Consider the following 17,982-nt stretch of genomic DNA (forward strand, 5'->3'; position numbering starts at 1 on the left):
ATAAATGGAGATTTTTGATGCCGTAATTATCGGCAGCGGTATGGGGGGATTAGTGAGCGCCGATTTATTAGGCAGAGAAGGATTTAAAGTTTGCGTCATCGAAAAAAACCAGCAGATAGGAGGTTCGTTGCAAACTTACGTGCGCGATAAAGTAATTTTCGACTCTGGCGTGCACTATCTTGGCGGATTGGATGAGGGGCAAAACCTGTACCAGATATTCAAATACATCGACATTATAGATAAGCTGAAGCTTCAAAAGCAGGATGTTGTTTTTGATAAGATAGGCATCCACGGCGAAAACATTGAGTATGAATACGCCCAGGGCTACGATAATTTCATCGCCCATATATTGAAACATTTCCCCGGCGAAGAGGCTGCGCTAAACGCCTACTGCGATAAGATCAAAGAAGTTTGCAGCAAATTTTCGTTGTACAACCTGAAAAGTGGTGATGATTTTAACGAGAAATCTGCCGTGCTTGAAATAGATACCAAAGGTTTTATTGAATCGATAACCGACAACCCGCGTTTACAGGCGGTGCTTGCAGGCAATAACGCCCTTTACGCCGGCCAGGCCGATAAAACCCCGTTTTACGTACACGCGCTCATCCTGAACAGCTACATTGAAAGCTCTTATAAATGCATAGATGGCGGTTCGCAGATTGCCAAGTACATAGCCAAAAATATCCGTGCGCGCGGTAGCGTCATTAAACGTAATTGCGAGGTGAAACGCATTGTAGTAGAAGATGGCAGGGTATCGCACGTGGAGATAGCCGGTGGTGGTAAAATTTACGGCAAGCAGTTTATAAGTAACATACACCCGGTGCAAACGCTGGAGATGACCGATAGTGATATCATCAAGCTGGCTTACCGTAACCGGTTAAAAGGGCTTGAAAACTCCGTATCGTCGTTTACCTTAAATGTGGTTTTTAAAAAGGATAGCTTCCCTTATTTTAACACCAACTATTACGTGGGCAAAGAAGGCCACGTTTGGGATATTGCGGAGTATACCGAGGAGAACTGGCCCCTGGGTTTTGCTTACTTCATGGCACCATCATCTAAATCACCAGAATATGCCGATGGCGCATCTATCCTTACTTATATGCGCTTTGAGGAGATGAAGCCATGGAAGGATACATTCAACACGGTATCAAACGTTAATGAACGGGGTGAAACATATGAGGAGTTTAAGATCCGCAAAAGCGAAAAACTGCTGGATATGGTGGAAGAGAAATTCCCCGGTTTCAGGAGCCATGTTAAATCTTACTACTCGGCAACGCCGCTTAGCTACCGCGATTATATTGGTAATGGCGATGGTTCGCTTTACGGCATTGTAAAAGATTATAAGCACACCTTAAAAACATTTATATCGCCGCGCACCAAAATACCAAACCTGTACTTTACCGGGCAAAACCTTAACCTGCATGGTATTTTAGGCACGGCCATGAGCGCTATTGTTACCTGCACCACATTACTTGGCGACGATGCCATTATAGGAAAAATACGGAATGCGTAAAAAATTTAGCTGGAAAAAGTTTGGTAAAAGGACGTTATATGCATTCCTTGGCTTTGTGGGGCTTATTATTATCGGCATGGTGTACCTGTACATTGTTGCCATTGATTACCCGCCAGAACCTAAAGACCAAAGCAGCCTTAACCTCAAACGGGAGCAGCCATCAAAAGGATTTTATACCATTAATAACAGCTGGTTCCGCAAAAGTAAAAGCGGCTTGTTCGAGATGTATGTGGAAGGCAAACCCTTTGAGCGGGGCGTTATCAATGGTAAACTAAGCCAAGAGTTGGTTGTAGCTCAGGAAGATCATTTTGTGGAGCAGATAAGCCGCATTGTACCATCCAACTTTTACCGTCACTTTTTGAAATACTTTATAGCCTGGTTTAACCGCAACCTTGATAAAAACGTTACCGAAGAATATAAAGAAGAGATTTATGGTATCTCAAAATCCGCGTCGGATAAATACCAATACATTGGCTCTAATTATCAGCGCATTTTAAACTATCACGCAGCCCATGATATTGGCCACGCCTTGCAAAGTATGGCTTTGGTGGGCTGCACATCTTTTGGTACCTGGGGTGTAAAAAGCGAGGACAGCACCATGATCATCGGTCGTAATTTTGATTTTTACGTGGGCGATAAATTTGCGCAGGATAAAATAGTGGCCTTCTTCGCTCCATCCGATGGGTATAAATTCATGACGGTTACCTGGGGTGGTTTTATTGGTGCGGTAAGCGGTATGAATGAGAAAGGCGTAAGCGTTACCATTAATGCCGATAAAACCAATATCCCAACCAGCGCGGCAACCCCGGTATCGTTAGTAGCCCGCGAAATTTTGCAATATGCCAAAAATACGCAGGAGGCTTATGCCATTGCCAAAAAACGCAAAATGTTTGTATCCGAGGCTTTCCTGGTAGCATCGGCTGCCGATAACAAAGCTGTAGTGATTGAGAAAACACCAGATACGCTGGATATATACGACCCGCACCAGGATTACATTGTATGCGCCAACCACTTTCAAAGCAAAGGCCTTAGCCAATCTAAAGAAAATAAAGTTCAGATGGCCGAGAGCGCCTCGCCGTACCGTTATAACCGTTTGATGGAATTGTTAAATACCAATGGCAAAAACACCGTACAAAAAACCATAGCCATCCTGCGCGATCAGAAAGGCTTGCACGGCGAAAATATCGGCATGGGTAACGAGAAGGCCATTAACCAGCTGATGAGCCACCACAGCATTGTATTTGAGCCTAAAAAGCTATTGGTGTGGGTAAGTACCTCGCCATGGCAGCTTGGCGAATACGTATGCTATGATCTAAAAAAAGTTTTCGGCTTACGGGGCATGAAGCAGGACCAGGAAATAAACGAGCAAAACCTTACTGTACCCGCGGACACCTTCCTGTCTACCTCTCAATACAAAGATTTTGTGAATTTCCGCAGAATGCGTCAGCGCGTGCTTGATGGCGAATCTATCAATACTGACAGCCTTGTTGCCACCAATCCACAATACTATTTTGCTTACGTAATAGCCGGCGATTATACTTTTAAACTGAAGAATTATAAAAAAGCTTTGGGGTATTATCAAACCGCCTTAACTAAAGTAATAGCCACAAAAAAAGAAGAGGAGCACATAAAAATACAGATTGCCCGGTGTAGTAAAAAGCTGAAAAACAGCTGATACCACCCGTGAAGTTATTTACTTTTTGCATTGGTTTGTCACTTTAAAGTGATAACTTCATATCAGGTTTCCCCCTGTAACCAAGCTTTGTTTTCAGCTAACCTGCACCTATGCGTAAAGTCCTACTTTTATTGTGCGCAGCCGTTGTTTTTTATACGCCGGCAAAGCAGGCATTTGGGCAATCCCAAACGGTTAGCAATGGCCAGGCTACTACTACCATAAGTTTCCCAACGCTATGTAATTATAATTGGACTAACAGCAATCCTTCCATTGGCCTTGCAGTAAGCGGGTTAGGTGATATATTATCTTTCAAAGCTATAAATCCCGGAACAAGCCCTATTGTAGCACATATTAGTGTAACACCGCAAAGCGCAAACTTTGTTTATGCAGGCAGTTCAATTGCAAACACTATTTTGGTTATAAATACTTTGACCAATAAAACCGTCGCTACTATTCCGGTTGGGAACGGGATTTACGGAACAGCCATAAGTGCAGACGGGACCAAAGCATATGTTACAAATTCAGCGTCCGGCAGCGTTTCGGTTATTAATACACAAACAAACCAGGTAATAAACGAGATAACAGGCTTAACTTATCCTACAGCTATAGTGTTAAGCTCAGACGGCAGTAAGGCATACATTACCGTTGACGGGGGAATAATAGTTTATGACACTATAAATAATTCGGTAACAGTGGTCTCGCCGGAACCGACAGTTGGGAACGGACTGGCTTTAAGCAAAGACGGAGACTGGCTTTATGCCACCGCTCCGAATAGTAATGATATTCGTGTTTTTAGCACAGCAACAAACTTCCAGATAATCAATATCCCGGCTATGGGGGCATTTAGCAATGTTGCCAGTCCCGATGGCAGCACAATGTATGTTACCGGGGGCGGTTATAATTGCATTTATATTATTGATGTTGCCACCAATGTGCTAACATCAACTATTGCATTAACTTCAGATGCTGAAAGGATTGCGGTTAGCCCTGATGGCAGCCGCTTATATGTTGCCAATGAATTTTCGGGCACTGTAACTATAGTTGATGCAGTTAGCAATGCGATTATATCAGTAGTGCCCGTTGGCGATTCGCCCCAGGGAATATCAGTAACCCCCGATGGAAAATTTGTATATGTTGCCAATTACGGATCGGCTACGTTTTCCGTTATTAATACAACCACCAATTCGGTTGTTGATACTGTGCCATGTGGCGACTACCCACATGCGGTGGGTAATTTTATAACACCGGCAACAAATAATTGTAATGGCGGTCCTATTGATTTTACTATTACGGTAAACCCCTCGCCTACGGGCATTCAGCCAGGGGCCGCCGAAGGGGGCATATCTGCCTGTGTAGGCTCGCCGTCAACAACCACTCAGCAGTTCACTGTTTCGGGCAATAATTTGTCGGCTAATATCACGGCCACGGCACCTGCGGGTTTCGAGGTTTCGCTTAGCACCGCCAGTGGCTTTGCAAATTCGGTAACAATAGCGCGCACAAACGGGGCGGTGATCAATAAGGTTTTATATGTACGGGCCGTAGCTTCTGGCGCAGCAGGTAATATATCGGGCAACGTAGTTTTAAGCTCGGCCGGGGCCACAAATGAAACTGTGCAGGTAAAAGGCGTAATAAACGCCCTGCCAACCGCGAACACTATAACCAGCCAGGTGGTAACCAATGGTGATGTCACTACCGCGATTAAATTTACCGGTACAGGCAACACCTTTAAATGGACGAACGATAAGCCCTCCATTGGTCTTGCGGCAAGCGGAATAGGCGATATACCATCCTTTACCGCTGTAAATACAGGAACAACTCCTGTTAAGGCCACGGTTACTGTAACACCTTTTTCTGCCGGGTACCTGTATCTTGGTGGTGCAAGCAATGTACTTTCAGTTAATGTAGATATCGGCCGGCAGACCGGCAACATTACTGCGGGCAATTCGCCTGCGGGCATTGCCGTCAGCCCGGACGGGACCCAGGTTTATATTGTAAACATTAATTCGAATACCGTTTCAGTTATTAGTACGGCAACAAATACGGTCTCGTCGACCATCAGCGTGGGGTCGACTCCCCTGGGTGTATGCTTTAGTCCGGATGGCAAAAGGGCTTATGTAACGCATGTATCAACTTCTACTGTTTCGGTCATCAATACAGCCACGGCCAGCGTTGTTGCAACCGTTCATGTAGGCAATTATCCTTATGGCATAGCCGCCAGCCCGGATGGTACAACCGTGTACACGGCAAACACATTATCCACTTCGGTAACGGAGATCAACACCGCAGATAATACGGTGAAGGCAACTATTCCGATAAGCTTTGGAGGGCCTACCGGGATTGCTGTAAGCCCAGACAACAGCAGGATATATGTTACCAACGCACAGTATAATGGCCACCTGGAGGTTATCAATACGGTAACCAACAAATTGGTGGCAAAAATCCCTGTCGGCGATGTATCTGCCGGCGTTTGTGTCAGCCCGGATGGCAGCCGGGTATATGTTGTCAATTCAAGAAGCGACAATGTTATGGTGATCAGCACAGCTAATAATACGGTGATTAATACTATAAACGTCGGGCATAATCCGCTTGGAATTTCGATCAATCCGGACGGCAGCCAGGTGTATGTAGCCAACGAATATTCAAATAATGTTTCTGTAATTAATACCGCTACTAACTCCGTAAGCAACACCATAACTTTAGATCAACCATTATCAATATGTCTCGGAAATTTTTTCGCGGCGGGTACGGGATGCACCGGCGCGCCAGTTAAATTTAATATAACGGTTAATCCTCAACCACCGGCTGTTATCGCAACAACTGCCACCGGAAATATTTTAACCTGTGTAGGCTTGCCTTCAGCAAATACTCAACAATTTGCCGTTTCGGGTGACAATTTATTGGGGGATATTACCGCAACAGCGCCTGTTGGTTTCGAAATCTCGCTCAGCTCTGCCAGCGGCTTTGCAAATTCGGTAACAATGGCACCGGCGGGTGGAACTGTGATCAACAAGACTGTATATGTACGCGCATCAGCGTCGGGCACAACAGGCAATATATCCGGCAACGTGATTTTATCCTCCTCAGGGGCTACAGATCAATTGGTTGCTGTAAGTGGAACCATCAGTCCTTTACCCGTTGTTAATGCGCCATCAAACCAAACTATTGATAACGGTGCCCCAACTAACGCGGTTAACTTTACCGGCACCGGCAGCACTTATACCTGGACAAATGATGCACCGGGCATAGGCCTGCCAGCCAGCGGCACCGGTAACATACCCTCATTTACAGCCATTAATAACGGGCAAAGCACAGTAACAGCTACCATCACTGTTTTGCCCGCCAGCGCCACATGTACCGGCACTCCCGTTACTTTCAGCATAACAGTTAACCCATCGCCGCCTACATTAGCAGCAGGCGCCGTAACCGGTAATATATCCGCGTGCGTAGGTGCGCCATCGGCAAGTCCGGGGATCCAGCAATTTTTGGTGGGGGGCGACCATCTTACTGCCGATATGCATATCGGATCGCCTGCAAACTTTGAGATATCGCTTGACCCCGGCAATGGCTATGGCACTATGCTGGTACTTAGCCCCAATGGAGGCAATATTAGCAATACCACAATTTACGTGCGTTCATCTGCCAGTGCTGCTGTGGGCAACATATCAGGAAACGTGGTTTTATCTTCTTCAGGAGCAACGGATCAATTAGTCGCTGTAAGTGGAATCGTCGATGCTTTACCCGTTGTTAATACGCCATCAAACCAAACCGTTGATAATGGCGCCCCAACCAACACAGTCAACTTTACAGGTACCGGCAGCACTTATACCTGGACAAATGATGCACCGGGCATAGGCCTGCCAGCCAGCGGCAACGGTAACATACCCTCATTTACAGCCATTAACAACGGGCAAAGTACAGTAACAGCTACCATCACTGTTTTGCCCGCCAGCGCCACATGTACCGGCACTCCCGTTACTTTCAGCATAACAGTTAACCCATCGCCGCCTACATTAGCAGCAGGCGTGGTAACCGGTAATATATCCGCGTGCGTAGGTGCGCCATCGGCAAGTCCGGGGATCCAGCAATTTTTGGTGGGGGGCGACCATCTTACTGCCGATATGCATATCGGATCGCCTGCAAACTTTGAGATATCGCTTAATCCCGCCAATGGCTACGGTACTATGCTGATGCTTAGCCCCAATGGAGGAAACATCAGTAGCACCACAATTTATGTGCGTTCATCTGCCAGTGCTGCTGTGGGCAACATATCTGGAAACGTTGTTTTATCTTCTGCAGGAGCGATGGATAAATTCGTTTCGGTAAGTGGAACCGTCGATGCTTTACCGGTGGTGAATGCGCCATCAAACCAATCTATTGATAACGGTACCCCAACAAACGTGGTTGATTTTACAGGCACCGGCAGCACTTATACCTGGACAAATGATACGCCGGGCATAGGCCTGCCCGCCAGCGGCACCGGCAACATACCCTCATTTACAGCCGTCAACAACGGGCAAAGCGCAGTAACAGCTATCATCACTATTTTGCCCGCCAACGCCACATGTACCGGCACTTCTGTTACTTTCAGCATAATGGTTAAACCATCACTGCCCGTCATTACAACGGCCGGGAGTTTGTCGCCGCTTACCACGGTATATGGTACGCCATCTGCATCGCGCAGTTTTACAGTGGCGGGCACCAATCTGATTTCGGGCATAGTGATTATCCCACCGGCGGGGTTTGAGGTTAGTATGGATAACGTTAACTTTAACAGCACCATAACAGCAGGCGGTACCGGCACTTTAACTGCAACTACAGTTTACATCAGGCTGGTTAAAACCGCGCATGTCGGCGATTATGCAGGCAATGTTGGCCTTACAGCCGGCAATACTACGGTTAATATAGCTATACCTGCAAGTACAGTTACACCAGCTCCGCTGGTTATTACGGCCGAGAATAAAAGCAGGCCGGTTCATTCCGAAAATCCTCCTCTAACTGCTATTTACAGCGGTTTTGTAAATGATGAAAACGCAGCTAACTTAGTAACGCCTCCGGTGATTTCAACGTTGGCGACAGAAGCATCGGAGGCGGGAACATATGCAATTTTTTTTGCGGGTAACGCGGTATCGCCTGATTATAGTTTTACGTATTTTCCGGGAGTGCTTACCGTAACATCGAGAACCGCTGCCATTGTCATCCCAAATGCCTTCACTCCCAATGGTGATGGTATAAACGACAAATGGGCTATAAAATATATTGAAAATTACCCCAAATGCACGGTCGACATATTTCACCGTTGGGGTGGTAAGGTGTTTTCATCAGTTGGATATGGTGTGCATTGGGATGGCAGATCTAAAGGGACTGATTTGCCTGCCGGCACCTATTATTACATTATCAATCTTAAAAATGGCCTATCATCGATGTCGGGCTGGGTGGCAATAATCAGATAGTTTGCAGAGAGGTTGTAGCGAACTGCAATGTCCGGGCGCTTTTAACACCGATTAGTTATAAAAAGATGCGATGAGTGGTGTTTTTCAATTAATTGTTAATCGGTCAATTTGTCAAAAAAGCGGTAAACAAAAAAGGAAAATCAAGCAGCATGTGTCCGATTTTCCTTAAATGTGTACCTTAAAAATGAAAGAATAAATCCCTTAAAGAGACTGCTTCATATTCTTGATGCCAAAGAACAAAGGTTGGTGTTCAAAAACAGTCTCGCAATAATACTCCGGGCCTTTTAATAGTCCGATGCTTATTCGTTTTCAATAGCCGAAAAAACTTCCAGTAAAATATTCCACTTTTTGTTTTGGTCTATTTCCCAAATGCGTACATAGTTATAATTGCCCACAACATTGCCTTTGGTTATCCTTGCATGGCCATAGCTATAAGCTAAATCGTTACTTACAGACCTGCCTGCGTCGGTGGTTTCGGCGGTTATACTTATCGCTTCGTTGTTGATAAACTTCATGATAACATCAGGCCCTGTCATTGGCTCAAAGCCTGGGAAATAATAACGACCCTCGGAGCTTAAAAACTCCTTATAACTGGCCATGGTTGATATGGTAAGCGAGTGGTTAAATATTTTATCGGTATTTACAATAACGCTTTTGGCAGTAAAAGGGTCCTTGCTTGGGGCCGATTTTGTGCTGGCATCCGGTTCTTTAAAATCGGTAACTATTTCTCCTTCGGGTTCGGGGTGTTGTATGCCCAAATCTATCAATAGTTTTAATTTGTTGTTATCGTCAACATCTGCACGCCAGATGGATACATAGTCACCAAAAACTTTGTCATCATCAGTTTTACCGTTTTGGTAAACGTAAGGGCCGGCGGTAAAGGCAAGATCGCCATTGGCAGATATCCGGGCAAATTTGGGCTGCCAGCTTAATTTGCCGGCCTGTTTATCAATATTGCTATAAAAATCAACAATTTTAACAGCATCTGGTTTAAACACAATGCCGTCGGGCGCTGCAACAGCCAAAAAGCCATCTTTTATTCCTTTACGTTCAACTAATTTATTAAATGCTTCTTCGGCACTTACAACTTTATTTACTTTAACCGGTGCTGACTGCGCTAAGGCCAAAATGCTATAGCCCATAAATGTGGCGGCTAATAATACTTTCTTCATGTTTTAATGGAATATTGGGTAGGCAATTTAGTAATAAATTTTAAGTCGGTTATGCAATTACAAATTGCTTTAAATAACCATAGCTGTATACTATTTGCAATTTATCTGCCTAAGGTGAAACGAAAACCGCTATATTTAATTGTGGCCGAGGCCGGTTTATACATATAAAAATTTATTCCGGTCATATTAATTATTGTATCAGTTAACAAGCTTTAAACTCAGCGCTATTGCATAAGCACAAAACAATTAACCCAATAATATGCATAATGTTTCGTTAAAAAGTCATGTTACGCCTTTAGCTTATAAATTTACGCAATTATGAAAATACGTTTTTTCACTTCGATTGTGGCCGGTTTGATATGTTGCGGAACAATATGCAGAGCGCAAAACCAAATCCTGAACGACAACCAGGGCAAGCCCGTTATGGAACAAAGCTACGTAGATGTGGAGGGCAGCCCATACCTGGCGGCAAACTGGTTGCCAGGCACCGTGGCTTTTGCCAATGGCAAAACAATAGCTGCAAGGTTGAAATATGATGTGGTAAAAGACGAGCCAATATTTCAAAGCCCGAGAGATTCTATGGCCCTTGCCTTTGTTTCACCCGTTAAAAGTTTCCGGTTTGATATTGGCTCCATAGATGAAAGTTCTCTCGCCCCACTCATCTTCAGCAATGGTTACCCGGCTATTGATGAACAATCAGAAAACTCCTTTTACCAGGTAATTGCCGATGGAAAAGCAAAACTGCTAAAGCGGTATAAAAAAGTGATTCATTCCAACCAGGCCTTCAATTCGGCAACCACTACCAAAACATTTGCTATGCGCGATGCTGTTTATTACTTGTTTGCAGATAATAAAATAAGCCGGGTTAAACTAAATCCAAAAACAATCGCAGTCGCCCTGGCCGATAAAGCAGACCAGGTACAAACCTTCATAAAAACCAACAAAATTGATTTTAAAAGCGACCGCGACCTGGCCAAACTGTTCACGTATTATAACTCGCTTTAAGGATTGTATAGGAACAGGGACAAATGGAGGTTTTTGTTCCTGTTCCCCCGTTCCAAAGTCTTGATACCTGATACTAACTACTTGATACTCCCTCTTTAACTTTTACTCCAGAGCGTGCCTTCTTTGCTATCCTTTAGCTGAAACCCTACTTTTGACAGGCCTTCACGTATTTTATCACTGGTGGCATAATCTTTATTTGCCTTGGCTTCGTTGCGGAGTTCAACTATCAGGTTCAGTATTTTAGGCAAATCGTCGTTGTCCGCCTGTTCATCTTTAAGCCCTAAAACATCCTGCACAAATGTTTTCATGAGGCTTTTAAGCAAGTCGAGATTAACCTGGTTAATCTTCATTTTGCCATCATGTACCGAGTTGATGATACGCGATGCTTCAAACAGTTCGGCAATCAATACCGGGCTGTTAAAATCATCATTCATCGCGGCGTAGCAACGCTCCAGCAGGGGCTCTATTTCAATTTCGGTACTGCCTGATACCTTTAAACCATCCAGTAAGGCATAGGCGTTCATCAATCGCTTAAATCCTTTTTCCGAAGCCTCCATCGCATCGTTGCCAAAATCAAGCGTACTGCGGTAATGTGCCTGCAGCATAAAAAAGCGCACCGTCATGGGGCTGTAGCCTTTGTTAAGGATAGAGTTTTCGCCGCTGAAAAGTTCATGGGGCAAAAAGCTGTTCCCTAATGATTTCGACATTTTCTGGCCGTTCACGGTAAGCATATTGGTATGCACCCAGTAATTGGCCGGGTTTTTACCGCAGCAGGCCACATGCTGGGCTATCTCGTTGGTATGGTGGGTTGGCACAAGATCGAGCCCGCCTCCATGAATATCAAACTGATCGCCCAAATATTTTTGACTCATGGCCGAGCATTCCAGGTGCCAGCCCGGGAAGCCCACACCCCAGGGAGATGGCCATTTCATCAGGTGCTCGGGCTTGGCTTTTATCCACAGGGCAAAATCAAGCTTGCCGTGTTTTTCCTGCTGACCGCCCAGCGTGCGGGTGTTGTTCAGCAAATCTTCCAGATTGCGGCCACTTAGCACGCCGTAATCTTTGGTTTTGTTATATTTTTCAACATCAAAATAAACCGATCCGTCTACCTCATAAGCATATCCTTTTTCAAGAATAACCTTTACCATTTCTATCTGCTCAATAATATGGCCGGTAGCCGTTGGTTCAATACTTGGCGGCATCGTGTTCAGTATCTGCATTACGTCATGAAAACCTACGGTATACTTTTGTACAATTTCCATGGGCTCCAGTTGGGCCAGTTTTGCTTTTTTTGAAATTTTATCTTCGCCTTCGTCGCCGGCATCGCCTTCCAGGTGGCCGGCATCAGTTACGTTACGTACATAGCGCACCTTATACCCTAAATGGTTAAGGTAACGAAACATCAGATCGAAAGATATATAGGTACGGCAGTTACCCAAATGCACATCGCTGTAAACAGTTGGGCCACACACGTACATGCCCACATGCGGGGCATTAAGGGCCTTAAATTCTTCTTTTTTGCGGGATAAAGTATTGTAAACAAACAATTTTTGTTTCATGAGGGCAAACTTACGATTTTTTCAATTTTTAGCTAATGCAGGCAGCCCGATTATTAAAGCTTACACCCAAGTGATACTATCTTTATTGATGCAGTAAATATTCGAAATCAAATTGAGGCTGATAGCCCAAAATCTGTTTTGCTTTATTGCAAACATAAACACGATCAATACTTTCGGGGAAAAACCAGTTTTTACGCCGATAGATATCTTTGGCTTCCGGGAAAAATTTAAGGATAACTCCTTCAGGGTTGTATTTAAGCTGCACCAGATCATCCTTACCAAATGGCGACCCACTTGAAATATTGAAAATTTCAAAATCAGCAAATGTTATACCCAATGCCAACCGTAATGCTTCGGCGCCGTCACGCTCATCCAGCCCCCTATAAATCCGGTGGTTTATTTTTAGGTTATCCTCCTCGGGCAAAAAACGCCCAACCCGGTATACTGATGTTTGCAGGCCTTCTTTATAAAAAAAATCTTTGCAAAGCTGCTCGGTAGTTTGCTTGGTAATATCATAAATATCGCGTGGTTTTTCGGGCAGGTTTTCATCCACCCAAACTGCCTTTTCATGGTCAATTAAGGCGCTGCCATAAATGGATGTTGTGCTGGTATACAAAAACCTGTTTACACCATGTTTAACACAGGCATTAAGTAAATTAAGCGTACCTATAATATTTGTTTGTACAAAAGCTTCCCTTGGGTAATTAAGCTCATAGTGCTTGCCATGTACGGCTGCAGTATGAATAATGGCATCAAACCCACGGCAAAGGTTTTCGGTCTCGCTTTTGTTTTTTATGTCGATGATATCATCCGTGGTAGCTGCGGGTATTACATCGACGCCGGTAATATGGTGGCCAAACGCCTTTAAATGTTTTACGGTGGCCGAACCTAACTGACCGGATGAACCTGTGACCAGAATTTTCATGCCCGATATTTAATTCAACACCAAATCGCTCCGAAGCGGAAAGTGATCAGAAAGCTTTTTCTCAATTATCTGGTACGATGCCACATCAAACTGCGGGCTCACCATAATATAATCTATCTGGTAATTGGGGAAGTCGCCATTATAGGTGCGCCCAAAACCGGCCCCTTTTTCGCGGAATGCATTTTTAAGCCCTTTTGCCATTTGATTAACCGCAAAGGATGTAGGCGTATCATTAAAATCGCCGGATATGACATAGGGATATGGACATTGCGCGGCATGTGCCTTTATTTTGAAAACCTGTTCGCTCCGCTTTATAAATGCTGTTTTTAGTTTGCCGCCAAGCCTTTTAGTTGCTTGCATATCCGTTTTCCCTTTTTTTGATACGCTATCCAGGTATTTATAATCCTCGGGGTTAAATCTTATCGATTGCAAATGAAGGCTGTAAACCCTGAATGTTTTCTCGCCTTTTTTTACATCGATGTACAAACACTGGTTTGCCGATGACCTGTCGGCAGCCAGCTGGATTAAGCCCTTGGCTACAATGGGATACTTTGAGAAAATGGCCATCCCGATTGCTTCTGAGCTATTGAAGTTAAGCGGCTCGAAATAATAGTTATTGGCTCCCATTATTTTTACGATGGAGTCGCGCATATCATACTCGCCTTTGTAGCGGGTATAAAACTCCTGGAAACCGATAATATCGGGCTTTTGATCATTAATAAGTTCCAGGATCTCGTGCTTGGTAGATACATCGTTTTTTGACCCAAAGCGTTTAAAGTTATGTACGTTGTAGGTAATCAACCGTATCGAATTTATACCCGGCGCCGGCGAAAATGTTGATGCTGCGCGCAAACCAATATTGTTATTGAGTACGCCCCAGCCAATCAAAATAGTGATCATAGAAAGCGCCGCCGGCCAGCGCCAGCGCAATAGCCAAACCAGCATCATGATTACATTTAGCAATAGTATTGGCGGGTAGGCCAGGCCAAAAAAGGCAATCAGCCAAAAAGTTTTGGGGTTAACCGAGGGGGCAAGATAACTAAGCAATAAAGCAACGCAAAGCAGCAGGTTTATCCATAAAAATACTTTATCAATAAAACCTAATCCACTTTTTTTATTTTTCATTCTTGCTTGCGCGGGCTAATGTCTCTTTCTCCTGTCTGCTCAGGCTATCAACACCCGTTTGTGATATTTTATCTAATATACGATCAATTTCGTCCTGGCGCGGGTACTCCGTGCTGTTTTTACCGGTATTGCTGTATACAACCTTCAATTTTGACTTTGATTTGAAGATGTTGGCGATGCCTGTTATCCAATCATGACCACGCTGTAGCTGTTTAATATATATAAAGCCAAACAGCGCACCTCCCAAATGTGCTATTTCGCCACCGGCGTTGGGGCCAACGATACTCAAAAAATCAATTACCAGGATCACAAAAACAAGCCATTTTAGTTTAACCGGGCCAATCAATATTAATGAAATAGTATAATTTGGCAGTAGCGTAGCGGTAGCAACAACAATAGCCATAACACTTGCCGATGCTCCGACAACCGGCACAGCCAACAGGGTCGGATTTTGAGAAAAGGCCGGGAAAAGATTAAAACAAGCTATAAACAACAAAGCGCCGGAAAGCCCCCCCATAATGTAAAGGCCAATGGTGCGTTTGTTGCCCAGGTACTCCTCAAATATCTGGCCCATCCAGTACAGCCAAAGCATGTTGAACAGGATATGAAATATGCCGTCATGCATAAACATGTAGGTGAATGGGGTCCAAAAACGGGTAAGTAATTTGGGCAGGTGAGCAGTAGTTGCTAAATAATCAAACGCGTAAAATTCAATTGTACTTGGCCTGCTAAAACTTGTAATCATATGTTCAAGCACGGCCGGGACGTTTATCGCCAAAAAAACAATCACATTAATACCAATAAGCAGGTTGAGCTTATTGCCCGACCGTAACATTTTGTAGTGGATATTTTGCCAAAGGGTGCTCATAATAAAGCCGTTGTTAATTTGATAACTCCTGTTTGTTCATAAAAATTGTCAGTTGTGCTGTAATCTCCAAATTTTTACCATAATATAACCAATTAATGCGCCGCCAAGATGGGCAAAGTGTGCTACCGGATCCCATGAAAATTTTTCATATCCCATAAATAGCTCTATAACAATATATATTGGTATAATATATTTTGCCTTGATGGGCACGGGTATAAACATGATCATTAATTCAAGGTTCGGATACAACATGCCAAAGGCTACCAGCAAGCCAAATATTGCACCGGATGCTCCTACCGTTGGTACATAGTAAATAGCAGCAAGCTTTTCGCCTCCTCCAAGATATTGATCAAATGTTGACTGAAGCTCTGGATGCGATAAGGTAAATGCGCCGGTAATGGCATGTACTTCATAGGCCTGAACTGCAAAATTACAAAGAACTCCACCTATTCCGCATAAAAAATACAGATTGAAAAATTTTTTTGATCCCATGGCATACTCCAGGATAGGGCCAAAAGAAAACAGCGCGAACATATTGAAAAAGATGTGCGTAAAACCGCCGTGCATAAACATGTAGGTGATTATTTCCCAAGGCCTAAAAAATGGAGAATTAAAATAATAAACAGGTAAAACCTGCATTATCTTAGGAATATATTTCCCGATGGTGAGATCTCCTATAAAAAACAAAATATTTATAATCAGCAGGTTTTTTACTACCGGTGTGATATTGGCAAAAGGCGATTGATTGTATCCGTTCATAGTATAATTAAAGCCCTGGGGCTATTTTTCAAAGCGTTCCATTAATTCGGCCAGCGTAAATGTACTGATTACGGGCTTACCGTTCAATGCCTGGTTAGGCGACTGGCAGGCAAAAAGCTGGTCGATAAGCTGGTTCATTTCTTCCAATGATAATTTGGTGCCGGTTTTAAGCGCAGCATTACGGGCTAATGACCTTGCCAGGTTATCCCGCTTATCTACTTTTAAAATGGCCATATTGTTTTTAAACCCTTCAAGTAAATGTTCTAAAAGTTCGTGTTCGTCAACATTGCTCAAATCGGCCGGTATGCCGTCAACAACCACGGTGTTTTTACCAAACTCACGGATATCAAAGCCGAGGGCCTTAATATCGGGCAAAAGCTCCCTCAATAACTCAAAATCGCTGCCGTTTAGTGTTACCGATTGCGGAAATAAACTTTGCTGGCTTACGCCCGAGTGATGCTGCAGTTGTTGTAAAAAGCGTTCGTACAAAATACGCTCATGCGCAGCCTGCTGCCCTATCAGCATAAAGCCCGATTTAATTTGCGATAAAATAAACCGGTTATGAATCTGGAACAATTGCCGCTCGCTGGGTTTGCTTACCTCCTGCTCATCAACAGCAATGCTTTTTTCGTTGTGCATCTGCTGCTGCAGGTTGGTTTCTTTTTTGCTGATCTCGTACAGTGTATCCCAGTTATTGGGTATAGGGGTGTTACGGTAATCGTTGTTATCCCTCAAAAAAGGATGCTGCTCGCGTGTTCCTGATGATTTTTTCTCGGCAGCAAAGGGGTTAAAGTCGGGGTTAAAGGAAATGGTGGGCGCAATAATCTCCTCAAAAGGTTTTGGGGTTATCAGGTGTTCTATGCTGTTCTCCTGGTCAAAATCCAAACTTGGGGTAATGTTATACCTGCCTAAAGACCGTTTTACTGCCGACCGGATAATGGCATAAATGGCCTTCTCATCCTGGTACTTGATCTCGGTTTTGGTAGGATGCACGTTAATATCAATTTTTGATGGGTCGATATCTATAAACAGCACATAAAACGGGTAACAATCATCGGGCAACAATTCCTCAAAGGCTGTAAGTACAGCGTGGTTCAAATAGGCATCGCGGATAAAGCGGTAGTTTACAAAAAAGAATTGCTCGCCCCGTGTTTTACGGGCAAACTCGGGCTTGCCAACAAAACCACGCAGGTTAATAATGGTAGTATCTTCCTCAACCGGCACCAGCCGCTGGTTATAATTATTACCAAACAGGTGCACTATGCGTTGCTTTAAGGCAGCGCCGGGCAAATGGTAAACTTCCTGACCATCATGGTGCAGGGTAAAAAATATTTGTGGATTGGCCAGCGCTACCCGTTGAAATTCGTCGATAATATGGCGCATTTCTACCGGGTTACTTTTTAAAAAGTTACGCCGGGCGGGGGTATTGTAAAATAAGTTTTTGATGGATATAGATGTACCGGTATTAGCCGAACATGCCTCCTGGCTAATCACTTCCGATCCTTCGATAAAAATACAGGTACCCAGCTCATCCTCATGGCGGCGGGTTTTCAGTTCCACCTGCGCAATCGCGGCTATCGATGCCATGGCCTCGCCCCTGAAACCCATGGTGCGGATGGCAAACAGATCTTCGGCCTTGCGAATTTTGGAGGTGGCATGCCGCTCAAAGCACATGCGGGCATCGGTAAGGCTCATGCCGCAGCCATCATCAATAACCTGTATCAATGATTTTCCGGCATCTTTAATAATGAGCTGTATTTTACCCGCCCCGGCATCAATCGCGTTCTCCACCAATTCTTTTACCGCCGATGCCGGTCGTTGTACCACCTCGCCCGCGGCAATCTGGTTGGCAACGGCATCTGGTAAAAGCTGAATTATATCTGACATTTAAAAAAATTCCCTTCAATTTCGTTTTCGATGCTAAATTAAAT

General features: G+C 44.2%; 11 protein-coding genes. 4 read left to right on the forward strand and 7 right to left on the reverse strand.

Annotated features, from left to right (window positions below; genetic code table 11):
- Positions 1-4 precede the first annotated feature (4 nt).
- The 3 genes from BMX56_RS23560 to BMX56_RS23570 all read left to right on the forward strand — a co-directional run bounded on the left by BMX56_RS23560 (position 5) and on the right by BMX56_RS23570 (position 8,638).
- Complete coding sequence (locus BMX56_RS23560) at positions 5-1,513, forward strand: phytoene desaturase family protein (RefSeq protein WP_090652149.1); 1,509 nt, start codon at positions 5-7, stop codon at positions 1,511-1,513.
- Positions 1,506-3,188, forward strand: a complete 1,683-nt coding sequence (locus tag BMX56_RS23565; protein ID WP_090652150.1) for a C45 family autoproteolytic acyltransferase/hydolase — start codon at positions 1,506-1,508, stop codon at positions 3,186-3,188. Before BMX56_RS23560 ends, BMX56_RS23565 begins: the two co-directional genes overlap by 8 nt.
- Before the next feature lie 110 nt (positions 3,189-3,298).
- Positions 3,299-8,638, forward strand: a complete 5,340-nt coding sequence (locus BMX56_RS23570) for a T9SS type B sorting domain-containing protein (RefSeq protein ID WP_090652151.1) — start codon at positions 3,299-3,301, stop codon at positions 8,636-8,638.
- 299 nt (positions 8,639-8,937) lie between these two features.
- On the opposite strand, the gene BMX56_RS23575 is transcribed toward BMX56_RS23570, so the two are convergent.
- Positions 8,938-9,810, reverse strand: coding sequence for a Cif family virulence factor (locus BMX56_RS23575; RefSeq protein ID WP_090652152.1), 873 nt, complete (start codon positions 9,808-9,810; stop codon positions 8,938-8,940).
- A 318-nt stretch (positions 9,811-10,128) separates the two neighbouring features.
- On the opposite strand from BMX56_RS23575, the gene BMX56_RS23580 reads away from it, so the two are divergent.
- Complete coding sequence (locus tag BMX56_RS23580) at positions 10,129-10,815, forward strand: hypothetical protein (RefSeq protein ID WP_090652153.1); 687 nt, start codon at positions 10,129-10,131, stop codon at positions 10,813-10,815.
- Between the two features lie 95 nt (positions 10,816-10,910).
- Here the strand turns inward: BMX56_RS23580 and cysS are convergent, their stop codons facing one another.
- The 6 genes from cysS to mutL form a co-directional block, all read right to left on the reverse strand.
- Positions 10,911-12,374, reverse strand: coding sequence for a cysteine--tRNA ligase (gene cysS / locus BMX56_RS23585; RefSeq protein WP_090652154.1), 1,464 nt, complete (start codon positions 12,372-12,374; stop codon positions 10,911-10,913).
- Positions 12,375-12,456: 82 nt separating this feature from the next.
- Complete coding sequence (locus BMX56_RS23590; RefSeq protein ID WP_090652155.1) at positions 12,457-13,299, reverse strand: NAD-dependent epimerase/dehydratase family protein; 843 nt, start codon at positions 13,297-13,299, stop codon at positions 12,457-12,459.
- A 9-nt stretch (positions 13,300-13,308) separates the two neighbouring features.
- Positions 13,309-14,424, reverse strand: coding sequence for an endonuclease/exonuclease/phosphatase family protein (locus BMX56_RS23595; protein ID WP_090652156.1), 1,116 nt, complete (start codon positions 14,422-14,424; stop codon positions 13,309-13,311).
- Positions 14,414-15,292, reverse strand: coding sequence for a rhomboid family protein (locus tag BMX56_RS23600; protein ID WP_090652157.1), 879 nt, complete (start codon positions 15,290-15,292; stop codon positions 14,414-14,416). The genes BMX56_RS23595 and BMX56_RS23600 overlap by 11 nt, the downstream gene beginning before the upstream one ends.
- A 48-nt stretch (positions 15,293-15,340) precedes the next feature.
- A complete protein-coding gene (locus BMX56_RS23605) occupies positions 15,341-15,931 on the reverse strand; it encodes a rhomboid family intramembrane serine protease (protein WP_255369905.1) in 591 nt (196 codons plus the stop codon).
- A gap of 141 nt (positions 15,932-16,072) precedes the next feature.
- Positions 16,073-17,938 (reverse strand): DNA mismatch repair endonuclease MutL, encoded by a 1,866-nt coding sequence (gene mutL, locus BMX56_RS23610; RefSeq protein WP_090652159.1) that lies wholly within the window; start codon positions 17,936-17,938, stop codon positions 16,073-16,075.
- Positions 17,939-17,982: the final 44 nt, after the last annotated feature.

Origin of the sequence: Mucilaginibacter sp. OK283, from assembly GCF_900110415.1 — a bacterium.
Classification (GTDB): domain Bacteria; phylum Bacteroidota; class Bacteroidia; order Sphingobacteriales; family Sphingobacteriaceae; genus Mucilaginibacter.

Coding starts and splice junctions, on each gene's coding strand:
- mutL (WP_090652159.1), bottom strand. CDS start 17,938: ATGTCAGATATAATTCAGCTTTTACCAGATGCCGTTGCCAACCAGATT.
- BMX56_RS23575 (WP_090652152.1), bottom strand. CDS start 9,810: ATGAAGAAAGTATTATTAGCCGCCACATTTATGGGCTATAGCATTTTG.
- BMX56_RS23605 (WP_255369905.1), bottom strand. CDS start 15,931: ATGCAGGTTTTACCTGTTTATTATTTTAATTCTCCATTTTTTAGGCCT.
- BMX56_RS23570 (WP_090652151.1), top strand. CDS start 3,299: ATGCGTAAAGTCCTACTTTTATTGTGCGCAGCCGTTGTTTTTTATACG.
- cysS (WP_090652154.1), bottom strand. CDS start 12,374: ATGAAACAAAAATTGTTTGTTTACAATACTTTATCCCGCAAAAAAGAA.
- BMX56_RS23595 (WP_090652156.1), bottom strand. CDS start 14,424: ATGAAAAATAAAAAAAGTGGATTAGGTTTTATTGATAAAGTATTTTTA.
- BMX56_RS23600 (WP_090652157.1), bottom strand. CDS start 15,292: ATGAGCACCCTTTGGCAAAATATCCACTACAAAATGTTACGGTCGGGC.
- BMX56_RS23580 (WP_090652153.1), top strand. CDS start 10,129: ATGAAAATACGTTTTTTCACTTCGATTGTGGCCGGTTTGATATGTTGC.
- BMX56_RS23565 (WP_090652150.1), top strand. CDS start 1,506: ATGCGTAAAAAATTTAGCTGGAAAAAGTTTGGTAAAAGGACGTTATAT.
- BMX56_RS23560 (WP_090652149.1), top strand. CDS start 5: ATGGAGATTTTTGATGCCGTAATTATCGGCAGCGGTATGGGGGGATTA.
- BMX56_RS23590 (WP_090652155.1), bottom strand. CDS start 13,299: ATGAAAATTCTGGTCACAGGTTCATCCGGTCAGTTAGGTTCGGCCACC.